We start from the raw sequence: 22,948 nt of genomic DNA on the forward strand, positions 1-22,948 counted from the left end.
CGCCTCCGCCGGCCGCCGCGCGGTGTTCGCTGTCGGCGTGCGGTCGCGAGCGGCCCACCGCCCCCGCGAGGGCTAATGTTGCTGGCATGACGGCGCGGCCTGCCCGCGCACCCCGCCCCGGCTCAGCCAGGGAGAATCACCAACCGTTCGGAAGGGACATAGCCGTGGAGGTCAAGATCGGCGTGCAGCACGCGCCCCGCGAGATCGTTCTGGAGAGCGGGCAGACGGCCGAGGAGATCGAGCGCACCGTCGCCGAGGCGCTGACCGGCAAGTCGCAGCTGCTCAGCCTGGTGGACGAGCACGGTCGCCGGGTGGTCGTCCCGGCCGACCGGCTGGCCTACGTGGACATCGGCGAGCCCAGCGGCCGCAAGGTGGGCTTCGGGGCTCTGTAGCGATCCGCACGGCCCTGCGGGACGCCGCGGGGCCCCCGGAATCCGGCGAGGAGACCGGCCGCGAGGCCGGTGGGAGCGGTGTGCGGGGGGCCGGGCGGGATTCCCGCCCGGCCCTTTCCGTTTCGTCCTCGGCGCGTCCTGGGTAGGACCGAGTAGCCCGATGCGCACCCCACCGGCCCGCGGGAGGACCCAATGCTCTGGGAAGTGCTCGGCTCGGCGCTCGTCGGTCTCGTCGTCGCCCTCGTCGCCGGCCGCCGTTTCGCGGACCGCTTCCGCGACCGGTCCCTGGTCATGGTCACCGGGCCCGCGGCCGCCTTCGGCGGCGGTGTGATCACGCGCGTGGTACTGGGCCCCGGGTACACGCTTCCCACCCTCGTGGTCGCCGCCCTGGTCGCGGCGGCCCTGCTGTCCCTGCTGGTCCGCCCCCGCCACCGCGGCGGCCCGGCGGCCGGCCGGCCTCACGCGGGCGCTGTCTGACGAGCGCGCCGCGCCGCCCGGGCGGCGCGGCGCGCTCGTCAGGCAGCCAGTCCCAGCGCGGCCATGCGCTTGGTGTGGGCCTCGGTGATGCGCGAGAACATCCGGCCGACCTCGGCCAGGTCGAAGCCCGCGGTGATCCCGCCGACCAGCATCATCGACAACGCGTCGCGCTCGGCGACCACCCGCTGGGCCTGCGACAGCGCCTCACCCATCAGACGGCGGGCCCACAGGGCGAGCCGGCCGCCGACCCGGGGGTCGGCCTCGATGGCCCCGCGCACCTTCTCCACCGCGAAGCCGGAGTGCCCGGTGTCGTCCAGCACACCCAGCACCAGGGCTCGGGTGTCGGAGTCGAGGTGGGCGGCGACCTCCCGGTAGAAGTCGGAGGCGATCGAGTCGCCGACGTACGCCTTGATCAGGCCTTCCAGCCAGTCCGACGGCGCGGTCTGGCGGTGGAACTCGTCCAGCGCGGCGGCGAACGGCCCCATCGCCGCCGCGGGGTCCTCGCCGATCTCCGCGAGCCGACCGCGCAACCGCTCGAAGTGCTGGAACTCCGCCGACGCCATGGAGGCCAGCTCCGCCTTGTCCACGAGGGTCGGGGCCAGCTTGGCGTCCTCCGCGAGCCTTTCGAACGCGGCCAGCTCCCCGTAGGCCAGCGCGCCCAGCAGGTCCACGACCGCTGCCCGGTACTGGGGGTCGGCAGAGGCTCCGGCCCAGTCCTGGACGGCGGTCCCCTCGGTGTCCTCGGTTCCTCCGGCCCCCTCGGCGCTCCCGGTTTCCTCGGGGCCGGCGGGGGATGTGTCAGACGTCTCCATGCCGGGCACAATAGCCCGCCGCCAGGCCGTCCGACCTGCCCGGGAGCCATCCGGCGCGGTCCGGCCCCGCCTCCGCGGCGGCCCGGGTCACGTGATCGGCCGGGCGCGGATGCGGGATCAGGGGGTACAGTGATATTGGGCCCGCTTCCTGACAGCGGGTTCTGCGCATACTGTGTTATCCGGGTCTCGGGGACGTCCTCCGGACCCGCAACGGATGCCCGGTCGGTGGCCCGATCGGCTCCGACACGACCGCCCTCCGCGCGGGCCGTATGCGGAGTGACGGCTGTGGAGACACGCAGCCGGGCGTTCCGCACGGACCGCGGTGAGGGGCCCGCTCGCGCGGTACGAGCGTTTGAGCGAGAGCCCGTGGTCCCGCGCCGCGAGGCCGCCCGACAGGCAGCCGGCGTCCGGTGCGGTACGACCCACCCCGCTCCCCCGGGGTGTGCCCTCGCTCCCCCGTCCCGCGTCTCACGGAAGAGGCAAGCATCCTGACCACCACATTCCGAGAGCTCGGGATCCTTCCCGAGACCGCCGAGGCCCTGGAAGCCGTCGGCATCACGTCCCCGTTCCCCATCCAGGAGATGACCCTCCCGGTCGCACTGTCCGGGTCGGACGTCATCGGCCAGGCCAAGACCGGCACCGGCAAGACCCTCGGCTTCGGTCTGCCGCTCCTGGAGTCCGTCGTCGTCCCCGCCGACGTCGACGCCGGCCGGGCCGCACAGGACCGGCTGACCGACGCCCCGCAGGCGCTCGTGGTCGTCCCCACCCGCGAGCTGTGCCAGCAGGTCACCAACGATCTCCTGACCGCGGGCAAGGTCCGCAACGTCCGGGTGCTGGCGATCTACGGCGGCCGCGCCTACGAGCCCCAGGTCGAGGCGCTGAAGAAGGGCGTCGACGTGATCGTCGGCACCCCGGGCCGTCTGCTCGACCTGGCCGGCCAGCGCAAGCTGAGCCTGGCGCACATCCGCACGCTGGTGCTGGACGAGGCCGACGAGATGCTCGACCTCGGCTTCCTGCCGGACGTGGAGAAGATCATCCAGCAGCTGCCCGTCAAGCGGCAGACGATGCTGTTCTCCGCGACCATGCCGGGGCAGGTCATCTCCCTGGCCCGGCGCTACATGTCGCAACCCACCCACATCCGCGCCACCGCGCCGGACGACGAGGGCGCGACGGTGGCCAACACCGCGCAGCACGTCTTCCGGGCGCACTCGCTGGACAAGGTGGAGACGGTCTCCCGGATCCTGCAGGCCAACGGCCGCGGACTGGCGATGATCTTCTGCCGTACCAAGCGGACGGCGGCCGATGTGGCCGACCAGCTCTCGCGCCGCGGTTTCGCCGCGGGCGCGGTGCACGGCGACCTCGGCCAGGGGGCGCGCGAGCAGGCGCTGCGCGCCTTCCGCAACGGCAAGATCGACGTGCTCGTCTGCACCGACGTCGCCGCCCGCGGCATCGACGTCGAGGGTGTCACGCATGTGATCAACTACCAGACGCCGGAGGACGAGAAGACCTATCTGCACCGCATCGGCCGCACCGGCCGCGCGGGTAACACGGGTACGGCCGTCACCCTCGTCGACTGGGACGACATCCCGCGCTGGCAGCTGATCAACAAGGCGCTGGACCTGGATTTCAACGACCCGCCGGAGACGTACTCCACCTCCTCGCACCTGTACGAGGCGCTGGGCATCCCCGAGGACATCAAGGGGATACTGCCGCGCGCCGAGCGCACCCGTGCCGGGCTCGCGGCCGAGGAGGTCGAGGACCTGGGCGAGACCGGGGGACGTGGCAGGGGCCGCGGCCGCGGGGCCGCGACCACCGCCACCGCCACCGCCACCGCCACCGAGGAGCGCGCGCCGCGCACCCGTACCCGGCGCCGCCGCACCCGCGGCGGCCAGACCCTGGAGCATCCCGGTACCGACACCGCCACGGGGCCGGCGGGCCCGGCCGGTGAGGCGGACGCCTCCGGCGAGGCCCGCAGGCCGCGCCGCCGCACCCGTGCCGGCGCCGCCTCCCAGGCGGGCCGGGCCGAGCGCTCCGCGCGCGCCGAGGCTCCGGCCGTGCAGGGCGGCGAGGGCGCGCCCGCGGACGGGCCGGGGGACGCCTCCGGCGAGCCGCGCAGGCCGCGCCGCCGCCGTCGCACCCGCGGCGGAGCCGGCACCCGCCCGGCGGCCACGGAGGCCACCCCGGAGAGCTGACGGCACACGGCCGGCGACACCGCCGCCGCACGCCCGCGCCCATGAGCAAGCCGCCGACCCTGACCCTGCCGCCCGGCGCCCGGGCGTACCGCCTCCAGACCGCGCGCGGCGGGTTCGCCGTGCACGACGCGGGTGAGCCGCGCGCCGGTACGGCCCTGCTGGTGCCCGGGTTCACCGGCAGCAAGGAGGACTTCATCGCCCTGCTCGCCCCGCTGGCCCGCGCGGGCTTCCGCGTGGTGGCCGTGGACGGCCGCGGGCAGTACGAGACCGAGGGACCGCGCGAGCTCGGCGCGTACGACCAGGACGAGCTGGCCCTGGACGTGCTGGCCCAGGCGGAGACGCTCGGCGGGGGCGTCCATCTGCTGGGGCACTCCCTGGGCGGGCTGATCGCCCGCGCCGCCGTACTGCGGGACGCGGCTCCCTTCCGCTCGCTGACGATCATGAGCTCCGGGCCGGCCGCCATCACACATCTCCAGCAGGAGCGCACCAGGCTGCTGATCGAGGCCCTGGCGGTGCTGGACATGGAGTCGGTGTGGCGGGCGATGCGCGACCTGGACCCGCCGGAGGCCGCGGACGAGGCCACCGACACGGCTGTGGGTGAGTTCCTGCACCGCCGCTGGCTGGCCACCGTCCCCGAGCAGCTCGTCGCCACCGGCCGACAGTTGCTGACCGAGCCGGACCGGGTCGGCAGGCTGGCGGCCGTGCCGCTGCCCAAGCACGTGCTGTCGGGCGAGGTGGACTACGCCTGGCCGGTGCCCCTGATGGACGAGATGGCGCGGCGGCTGGACGCACGGCGCACGGTGGTGGCGGGCGCCGAGCACTCGCCGGGGGCCGAGCGTCCCGGGGAGACGGCCGAGGCGCTGGCCGCCTTCTGGCACGACTGCGGAAGCGGCATGGGAACCGGGACCGGAGACGGGGACGGGACCGGAGCCGGAGCCGAAGCCGGTCCCGCCTAGCCGCCGCCCTGGATGAAACGCGTGACGCCGTTGGCGATCTGCTGGACCGCGATCGCCGACAGCAGCATGCCCGACAGCCGGGTCACCAGGACCACGCCGCCGTCCTTGATGACGCGGATGATCAGCAGCGAGTACCGCATCACCAGCCACAGCACGATGTGCAGCACGGCGATGGCCGTCCACACCGCGGCGTGGTCGGCCGACCCGTCCGCCCGCTGCACGGCCAGGATGACGGAGACGATCGCGCCGGGCCCTGCCAGCAGGGGCATGCCCAGCGGCACCAGCGCGGCGTTGACGTCCTTGGTCTGCGTGGGCTCCTCCGCCCTGCCGGTGAGCAGGTCCAGGGCGACCAGCAGCAGCAGGAGCCCGCCCGCGACCATCAGTGCGGGGATCGACACGTGCAGGTAGTCCAGGATCTGCTGCCCCAGCAGGCCGAAGACGGCGATCACCCCGAAGGCGACGGCGGTGGCCTGCAGCGCCATTCTCCGCTGGACCTTGACCGGACGTCCGGAGGAGAGGGCGAGGAAGATCGGGATGATGCCGGGCGGATCCATGATCACGAAAAGCGTGACAAAGACGGATCCGAAGAGGGCGACGTCGAACACGGTGCTGCCTTGCGTACTGTGCGCGGTGTGCGCGGTGTGGATCTGAGGGCGGTTCAGGCGGAGACGGGCGACGCGCCTGATCCGCGGGCGGCGATCTCGGCGTAGACGTCGGGGTCGGTGGTGTACTCCCCGAGCCGGCAGGTCTTGCGGCTGCCGTGGTAGTCGCTGGAGCCGGTGGCCAGCAGGCCGAGGTCGCGGGCCATGCCGTGCAGCCGCTCGCAGGTCGCGGCGTCGTGGTCCATGTGGTCGGCCTCGATGCCGTCGAGCCCGGCGGCGGCCAGTTCCGCGATGGCGGTCTCCGGCACGCACTGCCCGCGCTTGACGGCCAGGGGGTGCGCGAAGACCGCGACCCCGCCGGCGCCCTTGATCAGCCGGATCGCCTCGAAGGGGTCCAGCTCGTGCTTGCCGACGTGGGCGCGGCCGTCGTCGGCGATCCACTCGGCGGTGAAGGCGTCGGAGACGGTCTCGACGATGCCCAGCTCAACCATCGCACTCGCGATGTGGGGGCGGCCCACCGAGCCGTCCCCGGCGATCTCGGCGACCCGCTCCCAGGTGATCGGCACGCCCAGCTCGCGGAGCCTGGCGACCATGCCCTTCGCCCGCGGCACCCGGTCGTCGCGGACGAGTTCACGCTCGCGCGCCAGCTCGGGCTCGTCCGGGTCGAACAGATAGGCCAGCATGTGCAGGCTCACACCGTCCAGACGGCAGGAGAACTCCGCGCCGGGAACGAGAGTGAGACCCGCGGGGAGGGCGGCGATCGCCTCACCGTACCCGGCGACCGTGTCGTGGTCGGTCAGCGCCACCACGTCCAGTCCGGCGGCGGCGGCGTTCCGCACCAGCTCGGCGGGGGTGTCGGTGCCGTCCGAAGCGGTGGAGTGGGTGTGCAGGTCGATGCGCACGGTATGTGACTCCCACGGCGGACGGCTGAGGCGGACACCCCAGAGTAGAACAGACGCGCGCCCGGTCCGTCCCGGGCCTGACCGGCGGCCGGGGTCCGGCCGCCGGTCAGGCCCCGGGGCGCGTGAGCAACTGGGGGGAGAGCGCCCCGCACGGCACCAGCTCCACCTCGGCGCCCGCCTCCCGCAGATCCGTGAGCACCAGCTCGTCGTACATCAGCATGCCGGACTGCTCGGGCCAGACGATCGCCCACAGCCACAGGCCGCGCGCCTCCCCCGCGAACACCGCGCGGTCCTCGGGCGCCTCGTCCACCAGCCACAGCGGGGTGGGCCGTCCGGCCGCCAGGACCTTCGCGTGCGGGGGCCGGTCCACGTCGATCAGCGGGCCGGGGTCGGGGCCGGGCACTCCGGCGTAGCGCGCCCCGAGCCCGACGCCCAGCTCCTCGGCGACCAGCAGCAGCTCGCCGGGGCCGCCGAGCGGGCCGGGGCCGGAGCAGGCCACGACGGTGGCGCGGCCGCCGCTGCGGTCGTCGCCCGCGTAGGCGATCCCGGTGAACAGCCAGCCGATCGGCAGCGGCCAGGGCATCCACACCGGGACCTGCGCCCTGTGGAGGACCACGCCGAGCGCCTCGACGCTCGGCGGGAGGACCGGCTGCAGCGGATGGACCGCGCCGTGCACGTCGCACTGCCAGGAGTCGGCGAAGAGACCGGGCGCCCTGACACGGCCGCCGCACTTCGGGCAACTGGGTTCGCCCCTCATGGGCCCCACGGTCCTCCCCGGAAAGCCGCGCGTCAAGGACGATCACTCGTACGGATCGTCCGCGTCCCTCCGGCCGGGTTCAGTCCGTCAGGGGTACGGACGCCCGCCGTGGATCGCGCAGATCCGTACCACGGGCCAGCCAGCGCTCCTGGAGCTCCGCCGCGCCGTGCACCCGCTTCCAGGCCGCCTCGTTGGGCGTCATCGGCAGCAGGGGCAGGAAGCGCACCGGGTCCATCGGCGGATCGAGTTCCAGGTCCTCCACCAGGCCTCCGGGCTCGGCGACCAGCACGGAGGTGAAGGGAGCGCCCGGCCACAGCGGCTCGCCCACGTCCAGCGAGGCGCCGGGGGCCACGACCACGCCCTCGACCTGGGGGGAGGCCGCGAGCACGGCGAGCGGGCGCAGCACCTTGCCGGTGTCGGCCGCCCCGGCGCGCACCGTCAGCACCAGCTCGGCACGGGGCCCTCGTTCGGGGTCGGCGAGTACGTCGGAGGGGTCGGCCATGGGGGCGGCGGACATCCCCAGGGTGGCGTAGCGCACCAGGCCGTTCCCGCCGCCGGGGCCCTCCTCGGCGTCCGGGAAGCGCAGCACCTCGATCCGGTCGGCGCCCAGGAAGGTCACCGCCGCCCGTGCGTCGGGCTCTCCCAGGGAGCTGCGCAGCCGGGCCTCGACCAGTTCCAGAACGTGTGCCATACGGCGAGCATAGATCGTGTATTGATCAGGCAAAGAGGGTAGGCGTCGGCCCCGGAACGGGACGGACGGGCGTCCGCGAGTGCTACCGTTGACTGCTGGTCAAGGCGTGTACACAGATTTCCCCCAGCGGGGACCGGCCGGAGGAGGTGGGGCTGCGATGGATCCGAGTCGACCGTGCAGTACCAGCCGCTCTTCCGTGCGGCAGCCACGTCCCCTTGCCTGAGGGCCTTCCTCCCCCACCGCCGAGCGGTGAAACCTTGGAAGTCCCCTCCTTTTTCTCCTGCGGACAGGCTTCGCGGAAGAGCGCGTGAGTCCCCTGCTCGACCGACGTTCTCAGCGAATGCCGCCTGTGCGTACGGTCCCGCGTGGTGCCCGCTTTGCAGACCTCCGGCCCGTGGACTTCCCGCCGACGGCCCCGTAGGCCCCCATTCCGGGCAGCGCTGCGCCCGTTCACCGGCGGCTCGGCACGCGAAGGAGCCCAGCATGTCGATGATCCGTGACCTGCGCGCCGCGGTCCGCCCCGCCCTGCGCAGGGGCGGCCGTCCCCCCTACGCCCACGACGGCTCCGGCGTCGACACCACCGCGACCAGCGCGGTGGTGGACTGCGCCGTCTACCGGGACGGCCGCCGCGAGTCGCGGCACATGACCCCGGCAGAGGCCCTGCGCTCGCTGCGCTCCCGGGAACAGCAGGGGGCGCAGGGCCGGCAGGAGCAGCACGACGGTCCGGGGGGCGGGGCGTTCGTGTGGATCGGCCTGCACGAGCCCACCGAGCGGGAGTTCTCCGGCATCGCCCGCGAGTTCGGCCTGCACCCGCTCGCCGTGGAGGACGCGGTGCACGCGCACCAGCGGCCGAAGCTGGAGCGGTACGACGACTCCCTGTTCACCGTCTTCAAGACGATCCACTACGTCGATCACGCGACGCACGCCGCGCGCGCCGAACCCACCGACTCCAGCGAGGTGGTGGAGACCGGCGAGGTGATGTGCTTCACCGGCCGGGACTACATCATCACCGTCCGGCACGGCGGCCAGGGCTCGCTGCGCACCCTGCGCCACCGGCTGGAGGACGACCCCGGGCTGCTGGCCAGAGGCCCCTCGGCCGTGCTGCACGCCATCGCCGACCAGGTGGTGGACGGTTATCTGGCGGTCGCCGACGCGGTGCAGGACGACATCGACGAGGTGGAGATCCAGGTCTTCTCCGAGAGCGCGGGCAAGGGCCGCCGGGGCCGCGACGCGGGGCGGATCTACCAGCTCAAGCGAGAGGTGCTGGAGTTCAAGCGGGCGGTCTCGCCGCTGCTGCGGCCGATGCAGCTGCTGAGCGAGCGGCCGATGCGGCTGGTCGATCCGGACATCCAGAAGTACTTCCGCGATGTGGCGGACCATCTGACCCGGGTCAACGAACAGGTGCTCTCCTTCGACGACCTGCTCAACTCCATCCTCCAGGCGAACCTGGCCCAGGCGACGGTCGCGCAGAACGAGGACATGCGGAAGATCACCTCGTGGGCGGCGATCTTCGCCGTACCGACGATGATCGCCGGGATCTACGGCATGAACTTCGAGTACATGCCGGAACTCCAGTGGCGTTACGGCTACCCGGCCGTCATGACCGTGATCGTCGGGTTCTGCTACGCGATCCACCGGGGCTTCAAGCGCAACGGCTGGTTGTAGGGCCCGCCGGGCACGGAAGGGCCGCCGGGCCGGGGCAGGGGCGAGGACGGCGAACGGACGGGGCGTCAGGCCCGCGCACCGCGCGCGGGCCCGGCGTTGCCCCGGACCACCAGGGCCAGGCCGAGCAGGATCACCGCCAGTGCCCCGTAGACGGCCGCCGGCGGGTTCTGTCCCAGCCAGAGCGCCGCGATCAGCGCCGCGCCCGGTGTCTCCAGCAGGATCGCGGTGGAGGTGACCGACGGCCCGAGTCCGCGCACCACCCGGTTGAGCAGCGAGTGGCCCAGCAGCTGTGCGGTGACGGTGAGGACGGCGAGCTTGAGCCAGGTCTCGCCGCTGTAGCCGCCGAGGTCGGCGCCGAAGACCAGGCAGGCGGCCAGCAGCAGCACGGACGTGGTGCTGTAGCAGACGTAGGTGTACGCGGTCGTGGAGACCGTGCGGCGCACCTCCGCGCCCAGCAGGACGTACCCGGCAGCCGCCATGCCGCCGCCCAGCGCCAGGGCGTCGCCCGCCAGCGCCCGCGGCGAGAGCGACAGGTCGACCCCCGTGAGGATCACCACTCCGGCGAAGGCGACCGCCGTGCCCGCCCAGACCAGGGCCGTCGAGCTCCGGCCGCGCAGCCGCAGCAGCAGGGTGGTCCAGATCGGGGTGGTGGTGACCAGCGCGGTCGAGGAGGCGACCGAGGTCATGTGGAGGCTGGGCAGCCAGAGCGCGAAGTGCAGCGCGAGCAGCGCCCCGGCGGCGGCGGCCAGCAGCACGTTGCGGCGTCCCATGGCACGCAGTCCGGCCCGGTGGCGGACGAGGGCCAGCGGGGTGAGGACGCCGACCGCCATGGCGTTGCGCCAGAAGGCGATGGCCAGGGCCGGGGCGGCGGTGGCCGCGATCAGGGGCGCGGACAGGGAGATGCCGGACACGGCGACCGCCAGCAGGAACAGGTCCAGGCCGGTGCCCGGGTGTCCCGCCACGGCTCCGGCTGCCTGTCGGGGCGCGGCGGTACGGGTCCTGACGGCGCGCACGGGGCTCCTCTCCGGGGCTGCTGGGGTCCGAACCGGGGCCTTGGGGAACCGGGTTCGGGAGCGAGAACGGGTCGGGGCGCTCGGTGGGCCGCGCCGCCGGCCACCAGCGTAAGGCGCGTGACCACGCCGCGGTACTGACCGTCCGGCTGTCGGACTCTCTTCCGGGCCTACGGCGCGGTGCGGGCGGAAGGCGCGGCGGTAGGGTCGGTCCCATGGCCGATCCGTCCGTTCCCGCCGGCTCCCAACCGCCCCGGGCGCCCCTTCCCGTGTCCGACCGGGCGCTGATCGAGGAGTCGGCGAAGAAGTCCGCACTGGTGTGGGTGCGCGGCCCCCGGGGGCCGCGGCGCGCGCTGTGGCACGTCTGGCACGACGGCGCCGTGCACCTGGTGGGCGACGGCCCCGCGGAGCAGCCGCTGAAACCCCTGGGACTCGCCGACGGCGCCGCCGCCACGGTCTCGGTACGCAGCAAGGACAAGGGCGGGCTGCTGGCCGTCTGGCCGGCCCGGGTGGTGGAGCTGCCGCCGGGCGGCGAGGAGTGGCGGGAGGCGGTGGCCGGGCTGGCGGGCAAGCGGCTCAACGCGCCGGACGCCACGACGATCGCCGAGCGCTGGGCCCGGGAGTGCCGTGTGCTGCGCCTCGAACCGGCCGGGGCGCTTCTGGAAGGGCCCGGCTCGATGCCGGAGGACCTGCGGGCCGACGTCCCGCCACCGACGCCGGCGACCACGCGCAGCCCGGCCCCGGCCGGGCTGCCGAAGCTGCTGCGCCGCGGCCGGGCGGGGAGGAAGGGCCGGTAGGACGACGGAGGAGCGCCGCAGAACGGGGCCGGGGGATCGCCGGGGGAAGGAGCCGGGCGGGACACCCGGGACGTCACTCGGCCGCCGAGATCTTCTTGCCGTAGTCGACGATCTGGTCCTTCTCCGGGGCGCGCAGGGTGAACTCCTTGTCCCACTCCAGCATCTTGACCACGCCCGCGTCTCCGCCGCGCTCCAGCCGCAGCGGGTAGGGCGTGCCGATCAGCGAGACGCTGAGTATCCCGCCGTCGCCCTCGGCGGCCCGCACCTCGACCGTCCGTACGCCGTCGACCTCGCCGTGGTCCCCGGTTCTGCGCTCGCCGTTCAGGGTGAGCAGCCCGTCGAGCAGCACGTCCTTGTCCGTGAATCCGCTGAGCTGCTTGTAGGCGGGGTCGCCGGGAGGCACCTTGACGTACTTGCCCTCCAGCTTGCGGGCCGCCGCGAGGTCGGCCTCGTCCGGCTTCTCGTCGCCCTTGCCCTGGTTCGCCCAGAAGTCGGCGTTCGCCTTGAGGTAGAGGTCCTCGCCGGCCCGCAGCAGCTCGAAGCGGGGGCCGCCCCTGGCCGAGACCTCGCCCAGGCCGCCGTCGTCCTTCAGCCGCATGTCCAGCCGGTAGGTGCGGCCCTTGCTGACCACGCTGCCCGACAGCCGTACGGACTGCGCCGCCCGGGCGGCCTTGCCCGCCCTCTCCTCGATCTCGGCGGCCGGGAGCCTGCCGACCCCGTTCGTCCCCTCGTTCGGGTCCTCCGAACCGCACCCCGTGAGCAGGGTCAGCAGGACCGCGCAGACCGCTCCCACCGACACGGCCGTACTCCGGGCGCGAACACCGTGGACCCACGCAGTCACGTCAGCTCTTCCTCCTGATGCCGGGGCAGGACGACGGCACCCTACCGGGGGCCTTGGAGCGGGTCGCGGGCGACCGTACGGCCGGCGCCGCCGCACGGGGCCGGAACGGAGCGCGTCAGCGTCGGCCCGACCCGGTCCTGAAGGGCCGGGCTCGGAGGTGGCGCCCGCCTGGCCGCCGGGCGGGCTCCTCCGTCCGGGCACCCCGGTCACGGGGCGGCAGGGACGCGTGACGCACGCCCCGCGGTCCACACGCCCTCGCCGCGGGTGGCGATGCCGGAGGATCACACCGAGGACCAGAGGCGACCTGACCAGGGCCGGCGGTGCAGCCCCATGCGCCCGTGCAGGTCGCACCTATCCTGAGAAACGGTCCCTCCCGGGCCTGAGGGCCCGGGGTTCCGCGCCGGATCACGCCGAAACCGTATTCGGGTCACGTCCCACATGCGGACACTCGGCCACACGCGGGTACACGGGCACACGCGGGTACACGGGCACACGCGGCAGGCACGGCGCGCACGGCGGGCGGGGAATCCGCCGCGCGCGGCGGACACGAGCGGGAAGCGGAGGATGGACCATGGTGCTGGGCACCCAGCGGGTCTTCGTCTCGCACCTCTCCGGCGTGGCCGTCTTCGACCCCGTCGGGGACCAGGTCGGCCGGGTGCGGGACGTGGTGGCGATGCTGCGCGTCGGCGGGCGTCCGCCGCGCGTGCCCGGACTGGTCGTCGAGGTCGTCAGCCGGCGGCGCGTCTTCCTTCCCATGACCCGGGTGACCGGCGTGGCGTCGGGACAGGTGATCACCACCGGCGTGGTCAACATGCGGCGCTTCGAGCAGCGGCCCACCGAGACGCTGGTCCTGGGCGAGCTGCTGGACCGCCAGGTGACGCTGGTGGAGACGGGCGAGAAGGTCACCGTGCTCGACATCGGCCTCACCCAGGTCCCCGGGCGCCGTGACTGGCTGATCGACAAGGTCTTCGTGCGCCGCGGCGGCGGCGGGCTGCGCCGGCGGCGGTCGGGCGAGACGCTGACCGTGGACTGGTCGGCGGTGACCGGCCTGTCGATGGAGGAGGAGGGACAGGGCGCGGCCAACCTGCTGGCCACCTTCGAGCAGTTGCGCCCGGCCGACCTCGCCAACGTCCTGCACCACCTGTCGCCCAAGCGCCGGGCGGAGGTCGCCGCCGCACTGGACGACGACCGGCTGGCGGACGTGCTGGAGGAGCTGCCCGACGACGACCAGGTGGAGATCCTCGGCAAGCTCAAGGAGGAGCGCGCCGCGGACGTGCTGGAGGCGATGGACCCCGACGACGCCGCCGACCTGCTGTCCGAGCTGCCGGAAGGCGACATGAACCGGCTGCTGGAGCTGATGGAGCCGCAGGACGCGGCCCCGGTACGGCGGTTGCTGACGTACGAGGAGCGCACCGCGGGCGGCATGATGACCACCGAGCCGATCGTGCTGCGGCCCGACGCCACGGTCGCGGACGCGCTGGCCCGGGTGCGCGTGCAGGACCTCTCGGCGCCGCTGGCCGCCCAGGTGTACGTGTGCCGGCCGCCGGAGGAGACCCCGACGGGCAAGTACCTGGGGCTGGTGCACTTCCAGCGGCTGCTGCGCGAGCCGCCCGGCACCCTGGTCGGCTCGGTCGTGGACACCGATCTGCGGCCGCTGCCACCGGACACCCCGCTGCCCACGCTGACCAGCTATCTGGCCGCGTACAACATCGTGTCGGTGCCGGTGGTGGACGAGAGCGGATCGCTGCTGGGCGCCGTCACCGTCGACGACGTACTGGACCACCTGCTGCCCGACGACTGGCGGGAGGCCGCCGCCCGGGAGACGTTCGCAGTGCACGAGCCGATGGAGAGCCGCCGGGACGGCCGGGGGACCGCCGATGGGTGACAGGGAACGGGACGAGCGCATGGCGCGCAGGGAACGAGAGCGGAGCCTTCCGCCGACCACCGGGCGCGCGGCCCGCACCAGGGTGGACCAGCCGATGGTGCCGCGCCGCAGCCCGCTGCCGGAGTACGACCCGGAGGCGTTCGGGCGGCTGTCGGAGCGGATCGCCCGCTTCCTGGGGACCGGACGGTTCATCGTCTGGATGACGTTCACCATCGTGGTGTGGGTCATCTGGAACATCGTGGCCCCGGCGGACCTGCGATTCGACGAGTACCCGTTCATCTTCCTGACCCTGGCACTGTCCCTCCAGGCGTCCTACGCCGCCCCGCTGATCCTGCTGGCCCAGAACCGGCAGGACGACCGGGACCGGGTGAACCTGGAGCAGGACCGCAAGCGCAGCGAGCGGTCCATGGCCGACACCGAGTACCTCACCCGGGAGATCGCCGCGCTGCGGATGGGCATGGGCGAGGTGGCCACCCGGGACTGGATCCGCTCCGAGCTCCAGGACCTGCTCAAGGAGCTGGAGCAGCGCGGCGCCCTGGAGCCGCCGCCCGACGGCGAGCGGTGATCCGGCCCTGTCTCCGGCCCGCCCCCGGCCCGTCCCGGTGCTCCCCGGGCGGTGACCCGCGTCTCGTCCGCCGCCTTCGGCGCCGGCGCCGGTGCGCCGTACCATCGGGGCATGGCTACTGACACGTCCGCGGCTTCCAGCCCCGCCCCCACCGAGGATGCGGTCCGCGCCGCGCTCGCGACCGTCGACGACCCCGAGATCCACCGTCCGATCACCGATCTGGGCATGGTGAAGTCGGTGGAGATCGGCGACGGCGGCTCGGTCGCGGTCGCGGTCTACCTGACGGTGTCCGGCTGCCCGATGCGCGAGACGATCACCGAGAACGTGACCCGGGCGGTCCGCGGTGTGGCGGGCGTCACGGACGTGACGGTCTCCCTGGACGTCATGAGCGACGAGCAGCGCCGCGAACTGGCGGCCACGCTCCGCGGCGGGCAGGCCGAGCGGGAGATCCCGTTCGCCAGGCCCGGCTCCCTGACCCGGGTCTACGCGATCGCCTCCGGCAAGGGCGGCGTCGGCAAGTCCTCGGTGACGGTCAACCTGGCGGCGGCGATGGCGGCCGACGGGCTGAAGGTGGGCGTCGTGGACGCCGACATCTACGGCCACTCGGTGCCGCGCATGCTGGGGGCCGACGGGCGCCCCACCCAGGTCGAGAACATGATCATGCCGCCGTCCGCCAACGGTGTGAAGGTCATCTCGATCGGCATGTTCACCCCGGGCAACGCCCCGGTGGTGTGGCGCGGGCCGATGCTGCACCGCGCGCTCCAGCAGTTCCTGGCCGACGTCTACTGGGGCGACCTGGACGTACTGCTGCTGGACCTGCCGCCGGGCACGGGCGACATCGCCATCTCCGTGGCGCAGCTCGTCCCCAACGCCGAGATCCTGGTGGTGACCACCCCGCAGCAGGCGGCCGCCGAGGTGGCCGAGCGTGCCGGGTCCATCGCGGTGCAGACCCACCAGAAGATCGTGGGCGTGGTCGAGAACATGTCCGGGCTGCCCTGCCCGCACTGCGGCGAGATGGTGGACGTCTTCGGCACCGGCGGCGGCCAGCGCGTCGCCGACGGGCTGAGCCGGACTACCGGCACCACCGTGCCCGTACTCGGCTCCATCCCGATCGACGTGCGGCTGCGCGAGGGCGGCGACGAGGGCAGGCCGGTGGTGCTGACCGATCCGGAGTCCCCCGCAGGCTCCGCGATCCGCTCGGTCGCGGGCAAGCTGGGCGGGCGCCAGCGCGGGCTGGCGGGCATGTCGCTGGGGATCACCCCGCGCAACAAGTTCTGAGGCCCTCCCGCGCACTTCCCCGTACGCCCGCGCGGCCGGGCGGGCGTACGGGCGGCCGGGCGTTCAGTGCTCGTACTCGTCGAGGTCCTTGATCACCGAGAAGCCGAGTCCGTACGCGCTCATCCCCCGCCCGTAGGCGCCGATGTGCACTCCCTCGTGCGCGGGGCCGGCCAGCACCCACCCGTACTCCGACTCCCGGTAGCGGAAGTCCGTGGGGACGCCGTCGACCGGCAGCGAGAGGGTGGACCAGGCGGAGCCGTCCAGGTCGTCCGCCAGTTCCCAGGCGATCGCCGTCTGCTGGTCGAGCCAGCTCTGTCTGAGCCCGCGCTCCATCTGGCTTGGCCATGTACATGACAGCAATCCCGATCCGGCCAGCCAGGCGGCGGACGAGACCGAGGTGGCCTCCAGGACCCCCGTGCCGTCCGGGCTGCTGCGCACCGGGCGGTCGGCGACCGTCACGACGACGGCGAAGCGCTGGCCCTCCGGACCGGGCTCGGTCCGGAAGGAGGGCTCCTCCCCGTGGCCGGTCGAGCCGTGCTCGACCGTGCCGTCCGCGGCTGCTCCCACCCGCATCAGCCAGCGCGGGCCGGTGAAGGCCTCGTCGAGGCCGTACCAGGGGAAGTCGGCCAGCAGATAGCCGTCGATCACCCGGTCCGCCCCGGACGCGGGTGCGTCTCTCGGCCCTACCCGGCCCGTCGTCTCCATCTGTGCGACGCCTCCTCGTGTGCCCCGTGTCGTGGGAGGCCCGCCCCCCTCGGGCGGCCCGACCCCGGACACAGGGAGGATAGCCACCCTCGTGCGCCGAGCCGGGCAGGACCGGCTGCGGAGTACGGGAGGTGGCCCTCCCGGTTCACCGGCGGGATGGCCTCAGGTGGCGTCGGCGTCGTACGGCGGAGGGTCGGTCCTGGGTGCCGGGCCGTCCTTGCGCAGGTCGACCCCGGAACCGCCCGGGGAGGGCGCGGCCGAGCCGCCCGAGGTGATCTCCCGACCGTTGACCGCGTCCGTGACCTCGGCGAGCTCCTGGCGCAGGTCGAAGCCGTTGCGGATCTCCTTCAGTCCCAGGTCCTCGTTCTCCAGCAGGTGCTTTCGCGCGAAGTTCCTGGGGTTGAGGTCCTCGAAGTCGAAGTCCTTGAACTCCGGTCCCAGTTCCCTGCGGATGTCGTCCCGGGCACTGTCGGAGAACTCCCGGACCTTGCGGATGAACCGCGCGGTGTCCTGGATCACCTTCGGCAGCTTCTCCGGACCGAAGACGAGGATCGCGAGGATGACGAGAGCGATCAGCTCAAGGGGTCCTATGTCGAAGAACACCGTTCAGCTCCCTCATGTGCGTCCACGACCCGTGCGGCCACAGTCACGGTACCCGGCGCGGGGGCGGGGTGGGAGTCGGCGGGGCGAACAACGGCCGACGTGGCGGTCCGCGTGACGGGGCTCACGGGCCGGCCGCCGAACCGAGGACCACCGCCACCGAGCGCCGGCCGCCACCGCGCTCGACCGTGAGTTCCAGCCGGTCGCCGGGGCGCCGGGCGCGGATCCGGACGATCAGCTCCTCACCGCTGCGCACCCGGACGCCGTCCACCTCGGTGATCACATCACCCTCCTCGATGCCGGCCGTGTCGGCGGGTCCTCCCGGCACGACCGCCGTACCCTCCCGCCCGGCGGGCAGGCCGACCCTGGCACCCTCCCCGGGATGTCCCATGTCGACGGTGACACCGATCACGGGGTGGGTGGCGCGACCGGTGTTGATCAGTTCCTCGGCCACCCGCCTGGCCTGGTTGACGGGGATGGCGAAGCCCAGGCCGATGCTGCCGCCGGTGTCCGCCCGGGGCAGGTCGCCGCCCGCGGAGCGGATCGCGCTGTTGACGCCGATCACCCGGCCCCCGGCGTCCATCAGCGGGCCGCCGGAGTTGCCGGGGTTGATCGGGGCGTCGGTCTGCAGCGCCTCCACGTAGCTGATGTCGCTGCCCCCGCCGCCGTCCCACTCACCCCCCGCGGTGACGGGACGGTCCGTGGCGCTGACGATCCCGGCGGTGACCGTGCCGGCCAGGCCGTACGGCGCGCCGATCGCCACGACCGGGTCGCCCACCCGCACGGAGTCGGAGTTGCCCAGCGGCAGCGGGCTGAGGCCGCTGACCCCCTCCACCCTCAGTACGGCGAGGTCGTAGCCGCTGTCGGTGCCGACGATCTCGGCGGCGGCGGTCTCTCCGCCGTGGAAGACCACCCTGATACCGCCGCCGTCCCCGCCCCCGGCGGGCTCCACCACATGGTGGTTGGTGAGGAGGTGGCCGCGGCCGTCCAGGACGAAACCGGTGCCGGTGCCCAGCTCTCCGGGTTCCCCGGCGCCGCGCACCTGGACGGTCACCACGCCCGGCAGGGCCCGCCCGGCGATGCCGGCCACGCTGTCCGGGGCGCGGCCGGCGTCCCGGGCCGGGGCCTGGGAGAGCCGGACGGTGCCGATGTCACCCTGGCGCTGCGCGTACGCCCCGATGCCGCCGCCCACCGTCCCGGCGACCAGCGCCAGCAGGACGGCCCCGGTGGCGGTGGCCGTCCGGCCCCGGCGCGGCGGGGAGACTTCCGGGTGCGGCGGGTGCGGCGGGTGCGCGGTGTGCGGGGCGGCCGGGCGCGGTGCCGCGGCGGACGGCGGTGCCCATGGGTCGTAGCGCGCGAAGACCTCCGGTGACGCGGCGGGCCCGGCGGCCTGCGCCCGGGGCGGCAGCAGGGTGCCCCGGGCCGGTGTCGCCGTGGGCCGCTGGACGGGCGGAGCCGGGGCCCGGGGGCCGGGGCCGCCGTAGGGCGGGGTGCCGTACGGATCCTCTCCGTGCAGCGGCGCCGACGCGTCCCGGGACGTACGGGCGCCTCCCGCCACCGGGCGCGGGGCCGAGACCCCGCGTGGACGGCTCCACCACGTCGGCCGCTGTCCGGCGGCCTTCCCCTCGTTCATGTTCTCCCCAGCATCGGCCCGCGTCGCGCTTCGCGCGGACTCGCACCACATCCCCACGATTCAACCAGTTCCGCCTCCGCCTGCGAAGCCGGACCGGCCGGGCCCGTGGGGTTTCCCGCAGGGCCCGCCGGGGCGCGTCGGCACCCCGGCGGTACTCCGGGCGACGGGGCTCGCAGGGGCACGTACGGTCCATGCGGACGGGCGGCCCGCGCGGGACCGGGGCCGGTCAGCGGCCCGGCGGGAGCGTGGGCACCGGGGTGGGGCCCACCGGAGCGGTGGCCGTGGCCGAGGGAGCCACGGCCATGGGGGTCGCCGCGATGAGCGGCTGTCTGACGGACTCGTACTGCTTCGGCGGCCCCTCGCCGGTCGGTTCCCGGTACTGCGTGGGGTGTATCAGCGGCGGGTGCAGGGTGGGCAGCACATCGATCACCGGCACCACCGCCAGCCCGTGGGGCCGGGGAGCGTAGGCGGCCTCCAGCGGTGACACCGACAGCACGGGCGGCTGTGTCGGTGCCACAGCGGGTCCGCTCGGCGTACCGGCCGGCCCTTTCACCGTTCGCTGCCCCTGTCTGCCGCCGCTCCGCTCGCCGCCGCGCTCCGTCCCCACGGCCGCCGTGCGCGGCGAACGGGCGCTCGTACCGCCGTCCCCGCCCGCGGCGACCGTGGAGCCGCCGGTGGCCGCGGAGGTGAGCGCGCCGCCGATGGCGAAGGCCGCCAGCGAGACCGCGCCGGCCGCCGCGAAGGCGAGGCGGCGGCCGCGCGAGGACGGCCGGTCCGTCTCATGGGCCCGGTGGATGCGGAATCCGCGGTCGGAGGCGAGCGCGCCGCCGGCCGACAGGTAGTCGAAGTCCCAGGGGGACGAGGACGAGGAGGCGTCCGGCGGCCCGCCCCGGCCCCGTCCGGGGTCGCCGTCCAGGCCCCCGGGCAGTCCCTGGAGCCTGGCGAGCAGCCCCTCCGAGGGCGGCGGGGGCACGGCGTCCGCGAAGACGCTCTTCAGCCTGCGCTGTGCGTCGGCCTCCGCCTTGCAGGTGTGGCAGGTCGCCAGGTGCGCCAGGACGCGCTCGCGTGTCTCGTGGCCCAGCTCACCGTCCACCAGGGCCGCCAGCCGGTCGCCCAGGTGCTGCTCGGTCGGGGTCGGCCCCAGGTCGGGTACGCCGTCGTATGTGCCGCTCACGCGGTGCCGCCCTCCCCTCCCACGGCACCGGGGAACGCCCCGGCCAGGGCACGCTGTTCGGCGCGCGCCCGGGGGGACCGGTGCTTGAGGGCCTTGCGCAGGTGGGAGCGGCCGCGGTGGATGCGGCTGCGGACCGTGCCGAGCTTCACACCGAGCGTCGCGGCGATCTCCTCGTACGACAGCCCCTCGATGTCGCAGAGCACCACCGCCGCCCGGAACTCCGGGGCGAGGGTGTCCAGCGCCTGCTGGACGTCGGCGTCGAAGTGGGTGTCGTTGAAGTGCTGCTGGGGCGAGGGCTCACGGCTGGGCAGCCGCTCGGCCGCGTCGTCGCCGAGGGCGTCGAAGCGGATGCGCTGCTTGCGCCGCACCATGTCCAGGAAGAGGTTCGTGGTGATGCGGTGCAGCCAGCCCTCGAAGGTACCGGGGGTGTAGGTCGACAGCGAGCGGAAGACCCGGACGAAGACCTCCTGGGTCAGGTCCTCGGCGTCGTGCTGGTTCCCGGTGAGGCGGTAGGCGAGGCGGTAGACCCGTGCGCTGTGGGTGCTGACGATCTCCTCCCAGGTGGGAGGCGTCCACGCCGGAGCGTCCGCGTCGGTTGCGAAGGTCGCGGTGGTCACGGAGTCGGCGGCGTGGCGGTGGTCAGCGGTGTCGTTCACGGATTTCGGCTCGCCGGACGACCTGAGGAAGCGCCTGAGCACTCCCCGGTCACCGGCCGCAGCCGCACCTCCCCTGTCGGCTCTGGTGGTGTCCAGTGGAGTCCCTACCATAGCCACCTCGCCCGTTAGCTCCGGATAAGCTTCTTTGACCCTCTTAAGGCCATGTGCCGTGTACGTTCCCCGCCACTCGCCGCACGGCCTCTGCACAACCAACGCGCGGTCCCATCTGCGGGTTCCCGGCGCCAACGGATACAGTCACGGTTGCGGGCACCACGGGGACAGGAGAGGGCGATTACCGGCAACCGGCAGACGAGCTGGGCGTTCGCCGACGCGTACGGCGCGGAGAACGTCCAGCACGCCGAGCGCTCCGAGCACTCGGCGGCGCTGCGCTGGGCCCGCGACCGGGCCCGGGAGGCGGGCCTGCGCGCGGTGTCGGACGGCACGGGCGCCGCGCTGCGGCTGCTGGCCGCGGCCGTGGACGCCAAGGCGGTGGCCGAGATCGGCACCGGCACCGGGGCGTCGGGCATCCACCTGCTGCACGGCATGCGGCCCGACGGCGTGCTGACGACCGTGGACACCGAGCCGGAGTGCCAGCAGATCGCCCGCCAGGCGTTCCGCGCCGCGGGCTTCGCGGCCAACCGCGCCCGCTTCATCCCCGGCCGTGCCCTGGACGTCCTGCCCCGGCTCGCCGACGGCGGTTACGACCTGGTCTTCTGCGACGGCGACCGGATGGAGTGCCTGGAGTACCTGGGCGAATCGTTGCGCCTGCTGCGCCCGGGCGGACTGGTCTGCTTCGAGGGCGTCTTCGCCGACGGCCGCACCGTCGACTCCTCGTCCCAGCCCGCGGAGGTCCTCAGACTGCGCGAGCTGCTGCGCACCGTCCGGGACAGCACCTCGCTGCTGCCCTCGCTGCTGCCGGTGGGCGACGGCCTGCTGTGCGCGGTCAAGCGCCACCACTGACCGTGACCACCGAGGCCGCCGGGCCGCCGACTTCCCCGGGGGGCGACGGCACACGGCCGCCCCCGGGGGCCGTGCTCTCCCGGGGGCGGCGGTGGTGGTGCTGAGGCGGTGGTGGCGCTGTAGGTCTTAGATCGCTCCTCAGCCGCAGGCCTTCTTCAGAGCTTCGCCGAGTGCATCCGCCTCGTCAGGGGTCAGCTCGACGACGAGTCGTCCACCGCCTTCGAGCGGAACGCGCATGATGATGCCCCGCCCCTCCTTGGTCACCTCGAGCGGGCCATCGCCCGTCCGCGGCTTCATGGCCGCCATGCTCGTTCCCCTTCCTGAAACCAGCTGATCTCAGCCGGGCAACCAGATGTCGCCGGCGTCGAACACATTGCTTCCCTGCCATTATCCCGCATCGCACGACCTCATGACCAACATCGGTCCGTTTCCCTTGCACAACACCCTCGCGCAAAACCACCCAATTCGGGGATCAGGCTGCAATACTGCGCCCTTTCTCCCCCCGGAGGACGCCGTGGTCGTTTGACGCAGGTCACATGCGGCTCGCATGCGGACCTGTACCGGCCTCCGCCGTTCCTTGCCATGCTGGCCCCCATGTCAGACAACGTCGTCTACGAAGTGTCCGGAGGGCTGGCGACCGTCACCCTCAACCGCCCCGACGCCATGAACGCGCTCGACACCGCGCTCAAGGAGGCGCTGCGGGACGCCCTGCGGGAGGCGGCCGGCGACCCTGCCGTACGCGCGGTGCTGCTGACCGGCAGCGGGCGGGCCTTCTGCGTCGGGCAGGACCTCAAGGAGCACGTCGAGGCGCTGCGGCACAGCGGCGGCGGCGCGCTGGACACCGTGCGGGAGCACTACAACCCGATCACCCTGGCGATCGCCTCCATGCCCAAGCCGGTGGTGGCGGGCGTCAACGGCGTCGCGGCCGGGGCCGGGGCGGGGTTCGCCTTCGCCGCCGACTACCGGGTGGTCGCCGACACCGCCGCCTTCAACACCTCCTTCGCCGGGGTGGCGCTCACCGCCGACTCCGGGGTGTCCTGGACCCTGCCGCGCCTGGTCGGCCCGAGCCGCGCCGCGGAACTGCTGCTCTTCCCGCGCAGCGTGAAGGCGCCGGAGGCCCTGGAGTTGGGCATCGCCAACCGGGTCGTCCCGGCCGGCCGGCTGGCGGCCGAGGCCGGGGACGCGGCGCGGCGGCTCGCCGAGGGGCCGACGGTCGCGTACGCCGCGCTCAAGGAGTCCCTCGCCCACGGCTCCTCGCACTCACTGGCCGAGACGCTGGAGAAGGAGGCCGAACTCCAGGCCCGGGCCGGCGCCTCGGAGGACCACAGGGCCGCGGTGGAGGCGTTCGTCGCCAAGGAGAAGCCCGTGTACCGCGGCCGCTGACGCCCCGTGGGAGCT

At 73.8% G+C, this 22,948-nt stretch carries 24 protein-coding genes; 11 read left to right on the plus strand and 13 right to left on the minus strand.

The genetic code is table 11. The annotated features are described in order from the left end of the window. The first annotated feature begins 164 nt into the window (after positions 1 to 164). Together ACGRHY_RS08590 and ACGRHY_RS08595 are read left to right on the plus strand one after the other, a co-directional pair. The gene (locus ACGRHY_RS08590; protein WP_093661275.1) at positions 165 to 392 is read left to right on the plus strand and encodes a DUF3107 domain-containing protein; all 228 of its coding nucleotides are present in this window, start codon (positions 165 to 167) and stop codon (positions 390 to 392) included. Between the two features lie 192 nt (positions 393 to 584). Beyond that, positions 585 to 869 (plus strand): hypothetical protein, encoded by a 285-nt coding sequence (locus ACGRHY_RS08595; protein WP_394634792.1) that lies wholly within the window; start codon positions 585 to 587, stop codon positions 867 to 869. 38 nt (positions 870 to 907) lie between these two features. Here ACGRHY_RS08595 and ACGRHY_RS08600 read toward each other — a convergent pair whose 3' ends face one another. Beyond that, positions 908 to 1,681 carry a ferritin-like fold-containing protein gene (locus tag ACGRHY_RS08600; RefSeq protein WP_394634793.1) on the minus strand — a complete coding sequence of 258 codons (774 nt, stop codon included), beginning with the start codon at positions 1,679 to 1,681 and terminating at the stop codon, positions 908 to 910. A 581-nt stretch (positions 1,682 to 2,262) separates the two neighbouring features. On the opposite strand from ACGRHY_RS08600, the gene ACGRHY_RS08605 reads away from it, so the two are divergent. Together ACGRHY_RS08605 and ACGRHY_RS08610 are read left to right on the plus strand one after the other, a co-directional pair. Next, positions 2,263 to 3,873 carry a DEAD/DEAH box helicase gene (locus ACGRHY_RS08605; protein WP_394634794.1) on the plus strand — a complete coding sequence of 537 codons (1,611 nt, stop codon included), beginning with the start codon at positions 2,263 to 2,265 and terminating at the stop codon, positions 3,871 to 3,873. Between the two features lie 41 nt (positions 3,874 to 3,914). Continuing rightward, positions 3,915 to 4,829, plus strand: a complete 915-nt coding sequence (locus ACGRHY_RS08610; protein WP_394634795.1) for an alpha/beta fold hydrolase — start codon at positions 3,915 to 3,917, stop codon at positions 4,827 to 4,829. Here ACGRHY_RS08610 and ACGRHY_RS08615 read toward each other — a convergent pair. The 4 genes from ACGRHY_RS08615 to ACGRHY_RS08630 all read right to left on the minus strand — a co-directional run bounded on the left by ACGRHY_RS08615 (position 4,826) and on the right by ACGRHY_RS08630 (position 7,781). Then, positions 4,826 to 5,434: a MarC family protein gene (locus tag ACGRHY_RS08615; RefSeq protein ID WP_394634796.1), complete on the minus strand. Its 609-nt coding sequence runs from the start codon at positions 5,432 to 5,434 to the stop codon at positions 4,826 to 4,828. The two genes, ACGRHY_RS08610 and ACGRHY_RS08615, sit on opposite strands and share 4 nt — an antisense overlap. A 53-nt stretch (positions 5,435 to 5,487) precedes the next feature. Beyond that, positions 5,488 to 6,333 (minus strand): PHP domain-containing protein, encoded by an 846-nt coding sequence (locus ACGRHY_RS08620; RefSeq protein ID WP_394634797.1) that lies wholly within the window; start codon positions 6,331 to 6,333, stop codon positions 5,488 to 5,490. Between the two features lie 106 nt (positions 6,334 to 6,439). Then, positions 6,440 to 7,090 carry a DUF6758 family protein gene (locus ACGRHY_RS08625; RefSeq protein WP_394634798.1) on the minus strand — a complete coding sequence of 217 codons (651 nt, stop codon included), beginning with the start codon at positions 7,088 to 7,090 and terminating at the stop codon, positions 6,440 to 6,442. 79 nt (positions 7,091 to 7,169) lie between these two features. After that, a complete protein-coding gene (locus ACGRHY_RS08630; protein ID WP_394634799.1) occupies positions 7,170 to 7,781 on the minus strand; it encodes a suppressor of fused domain protein in 612 nt (203 codons plus the stop codon). A 483-nt stretch (positions 7,782 to 8,264) separates the two neighbouring features. Between ACGRHY_RS08630 and ACGRHY_RS08635 the strand changes: the two genes are divergently transcribed. Then, positions 8,265 to 9,446 carry a magnesium and cobalt transport protein CorA gene (locus ACGRHY_RS08635; RefSeq protein ID WP_394634800.1) on the plus strand — a complete coding sequence of 394 codons (1,182 nt, stop codon included), beginning with the start codon at positions 8,265 to 8,267 and terminating at the stop codon, positions 9,444 to 9,446. A gap of 65 nt (positions 9,447 to 9,511) precedes the next feature. On the opposite strand, the gene ACGRHY_RS08640 is transcribed toward ACGRHY_RS08635, so the two are convergent. Further along, positions 9,512 to 10,459, minus strand: coding sequence for a DMT family transporter (locus ACGRHY_RS08640; protein ID WP_394634801.1), 948 nt, complete (start codon positions 10,457 to 10,459; stop codon positions 9,512 to 9,514). 212 nt (positions 10,460 to 10,671) lie between these two features. On the opposite strand from ACGRHY_RS08640, the gene ACGRHY_RS08645 reads away from it, so the two are divergent. After that, positions 10,672 to 11,253, plus strand: coding sequence for a hypothetical protein (locus ACGRHY_RS08645; protein ID WP_394634802.1), 582 nt, complete (start codon positions 10,672 to 10,674; stop codon positions 11,251 to 11,253). A gap of 73 nt (positions 11,254 to 11,326) precedes the next feature. Here ACGRHY_RS08645 and ACGRHY_RS08650 read toward each other — a convergent pair whose 3' ends face one another. Continuing rightward, on the minus strand, positions 11,327 to 12,094 hold the full coding sequence (locus ACGRHY_RS08650) for a hypothetical protein (RefSeq protein WP_394634803.1): 768 nt from the start codon (positions 12,092 to 12,094) through the stop codon (positions 11,327 to 11,329). Positions 12,095 to 12,665: 571 nt separating this feature from the next. Here ACGRHY_RS08650 and ACGRHY_RS08655 point away from each other — a divergent pair. The 3 genes from ACGRHY_RS08655 (at position 12,666) to ACGRHY_RS08665 (ending at position 15,822) form a co-directional block, all read left to right on the plus strand. After that, a complete protein-coding gene (locus ACGRHY_RS08655; protein ID WP_394634804.1) occupies positions 12,666 to 13,979 on the plus strand; it encodes a magnesium transporter MgtE N-terminal domain-containing protein in 1,314 nt (437 codons plus the stop codon). Positions 13,980 to 13,998: 19 nt separating this feature from the next. Next, a complete protein-coding gene (locus ACGRHY_RS08660; protein ID WP_394637970.1) occupies positions 13,999 to 14,544 on the plus strand; it encodes a DUF1003 domain-containing protein in 546 nt (181 codons plus the stop codon). A gap of 111 nt (positions 14,545 to 14,655) precedes the next feature. Further along, on the plus strand, positions 14,656 to 15,822 hold the full coding sequence (locus ACGRHY_RS08665; protein WP_394634805.1) for an Mrp/NBP35 family ATP-binding protein: 1,167 nt from the start codon (positions 14,656 to 14,658) through the stop codon (positions 15,820 to 15,822). A 63-nt stretch (positions 15,823 to 15,885) separates the two neighbouring features. On the opposite strand, the gene ACGRHY_RS08670 is transcribed toward ACGRHY_RS08665, so the two are convergent. The 5 genes from ACGRHY_RS08670 to sigE form a co-directional block, all read right to left on the minus strand. Continuing rightward, on the minus strand, positions 15,886 to 16,527 hold the full coding sequence (locus ACGRHY_RS08670) for a hypothetical protein (RefSeq protein ID WP_394634806.1): 642 nt from the start codon (positions 16,525 to 16,527) through the stop codon (positions 15,886 to 15,888). 162 nt (positions 16,528 to 16,689) lie between these two features. Continuing rightward, positions 16,690 to 17,130 (minus strand): sec-independent translocase, encoded by a 441-nt coding sequence (locus ACGRHY_RS08675; protein ID WP_394634807.1) that lies wholly within the window; start codon positions 17,128 to 17,130, stop codon positions 16,690 to 16,692. A 121-nt stretch (positions 17,131 to 17,251) separates the two neighbouring features. Then, a complete protein-coding gene (locus ACGRHY_RS08680) occupies positions 17,252 to 18,760 on the minus strand; it encodes a S1C family serine protease (RefSeq protein WP_394634808.1) in 1,509 nt (502 codons plus the stop codon). A 226-nt stretch (positions 18,761 to 18,986) separates the two neighbouring features. Further along, positions 18,987 to 19,934, minus strand: coding sequence for a zf-HC2 domain-containing protein (locus tag ACGRHY_RS08685; RefSeq protein WP_394634809.1), 948 nt, complete (start codon positions 19,932 to 19,934; stop codon positions 18,987 to 18,989). Beyond that, the gene (gene sigE / locus ACGRHY_RS08690; RefSeq protein ID WP_394634810.1) at positions 19,931 to 20,701 is read right to left on the minus strand and encodes an RNA polymerase sigma factor SigE; all 771 of its coding nucleotides are present in this window, start codon (positions 20,699 to 20,701) and stop codon (positions 19,931 to 19,933) included. The genes ACGRHY_RS08685 and sigE overlap by 4 nt, the downstream gene beginning before the upstream one ends. Before the next feature lie 150 nt (positions 20,702 to 20,851). Here sigE and ACGRHY_RS08695 point away from each other — a divergent pair, with 150 nt between their 5' ends. After that, positions 20,852 to 21,550 (plus strand): O-methyltransferase, encoded by a 699-nt coding sequence (locus tag ACGRHY_RS08695; RefSeq protein ID WP_394634811.1) that lies wholly within the window; start codon positions 20,852 to 20,854, stop codon positions 21,548 to 21,550. 138 nt (positions 21,551 to 21,688) lie between these two features. Here ACGRHY_RS08695 and ACGRHY_RS08700 read toward each other — a convergent pair whose 3' ends face one another. Beyond that, positions 21,689 to 21,856 (minus strand): DUF3117 domain-containing protein, encoded by a 168-nt coding sequence (locus ACGRHY_RS08700; RefSeq protein WP_014137929.1) that lies wholly within the window; start codon positions 21,854 to 21,856, stop codon positions 21,689 to 21,691. 288 nt (positions 21,857 to 22,144) lie between these two features. On the opposite strand from ACGRHY_RS08700, the gene chcB reads away from it, so the two are divergent. Then, positions 22,145 to 22,933: a 2-cyclohexenylcarbonyl CoA isomerase gene (gene chcB, locus ACGRHY_RS08705; RefSeq protein WP_394634812.1), complete on the plus strand. Its 789-nt coding sequence runs from the start codon at positions 22,145 to 22,147 to the stop codon at positions 22,931 to 22,933. Positions 22,934 to 22,948 lie beyond the last annotated feature (15 nt).

Source organism: Streptomyces shinuiensis, assembly GCF_043660855.1.
Lineage (GTDB): Bacteria > Actinomycetota > Actinomycetes > Streptomycetales > Streptomycetaceae > Streptomyces.

Coding starts and splice junctions, on each gene's coding strand:
- ACGRHY_RS08680 (WP_394634808.1), bottom strand. CDS start 18,760: ATGAACGAGGGGAAGGCCGCCGGACAGCGGCCGACGTGGTGGAGCCGT.
- ACGRHY_RS08595 (WP_394634792.1), top strand. CDS start 585: ATGCTCTGGGAAGTGCTCGGCTCGGCGCTCGTCGGTCTCGTCGTCGCC.
- chcB (WP_394634812.1), top strand. CDS start 22,145: ATGTCAGACAACGTCGTCTACGAAGTGTCCGGAGGGCTGGCGACCGTC.
- ACGRHY_RS08670 (WP_394634806.1), bottom strand. CDS start 16,527: ATGGAGACGACGGGCCGGGTAGGGCCGAGAGACGCACCCGCGTCCGGG.
- ACGRHY_RS08630 (WP_394634799.1), bottom strand. CDS start 7,781: ATGGCACACGTTCTGGAACTGGTCGAGGCCCGGCTGCGCAGCTCCCTG.
- sigE (WP_394634810.1), bottom strand. CDS start 20,701: ATGGTAGGGACTCCACTGGACACCACCAGAGCCGACAGGGGAGGTGCG.
- ACGRHY_RS08645 (WP_394634802.1), top strand. CDS start 10,672: ATGGCCGATCCGTCCGTTCCCGCCGGCTCCCAACCGCCCCGGGCGCCC.
- ACGRHY_RS08610 (WP_394634795.1), top strand. CDS start 3,915: ATGAGCAAGCCGCCGACCCTGACCCTGCCGCCCGGCGCCCGGGCGTAC.
- ACGRHY_RS08665 (WP_394634805.1), top strand. CDS start 14,656: ATGGCTACTGACACGTCCGCGGCTTCCAGCCCCGCCCCCACCGAGGAT.
- ACGRHY_RS08625 (WP_394634798.1), bottom strand. CDS start 7,090: ATGAGGGGCGAACCCAGTTGCCCGAAGTGCGGCGGCCGTGTCAGGGCG.
- ACGRHY_RS08660 (WP_394637970.1), top strand. CDS start 13,999: ATGGCGCGCAGGGAACGAGAGCGGAGCCTTCCGCCGACCACCGGGCGC.
- ACGRHY_RS08655 (WP_394634804.1), top strand. CDS start 12,666: ATGGTGCTGGGCACCCAGCGGGTCTTCGTCTCGCACCTCTCCGGCGTG.
- ACGRHY_RS08635 (WP_394634800.1), top strand. CDS start 8,265: ATGTCGATGATCCGTGACCTGCGCGCCGCGGTCCGCCCCGCCCTGCGC.
- ACGRHY_RS08600 (WP_394634793.1), bottom strand. CDS start 1,681: ATGGAGACGTCTGACACATCCCCCGCCGGCCCCGAGGAAACCGGGAGC.
- ACGRHY_RS08605 (WP_394634794.1), top strand. CDS start 2,263: ATGACCCTCCCGGTCGCACTGTCCGGGTCGGACGTCATCGGCCAGGCC.
- ACGRHY_RS08700 (WP_014137929.1), bottom strand. CDS start 21,856: ATGGCGGCCATGAAGCCGCGGACGGGCGATGGCCCGCTCGAGGTGACC.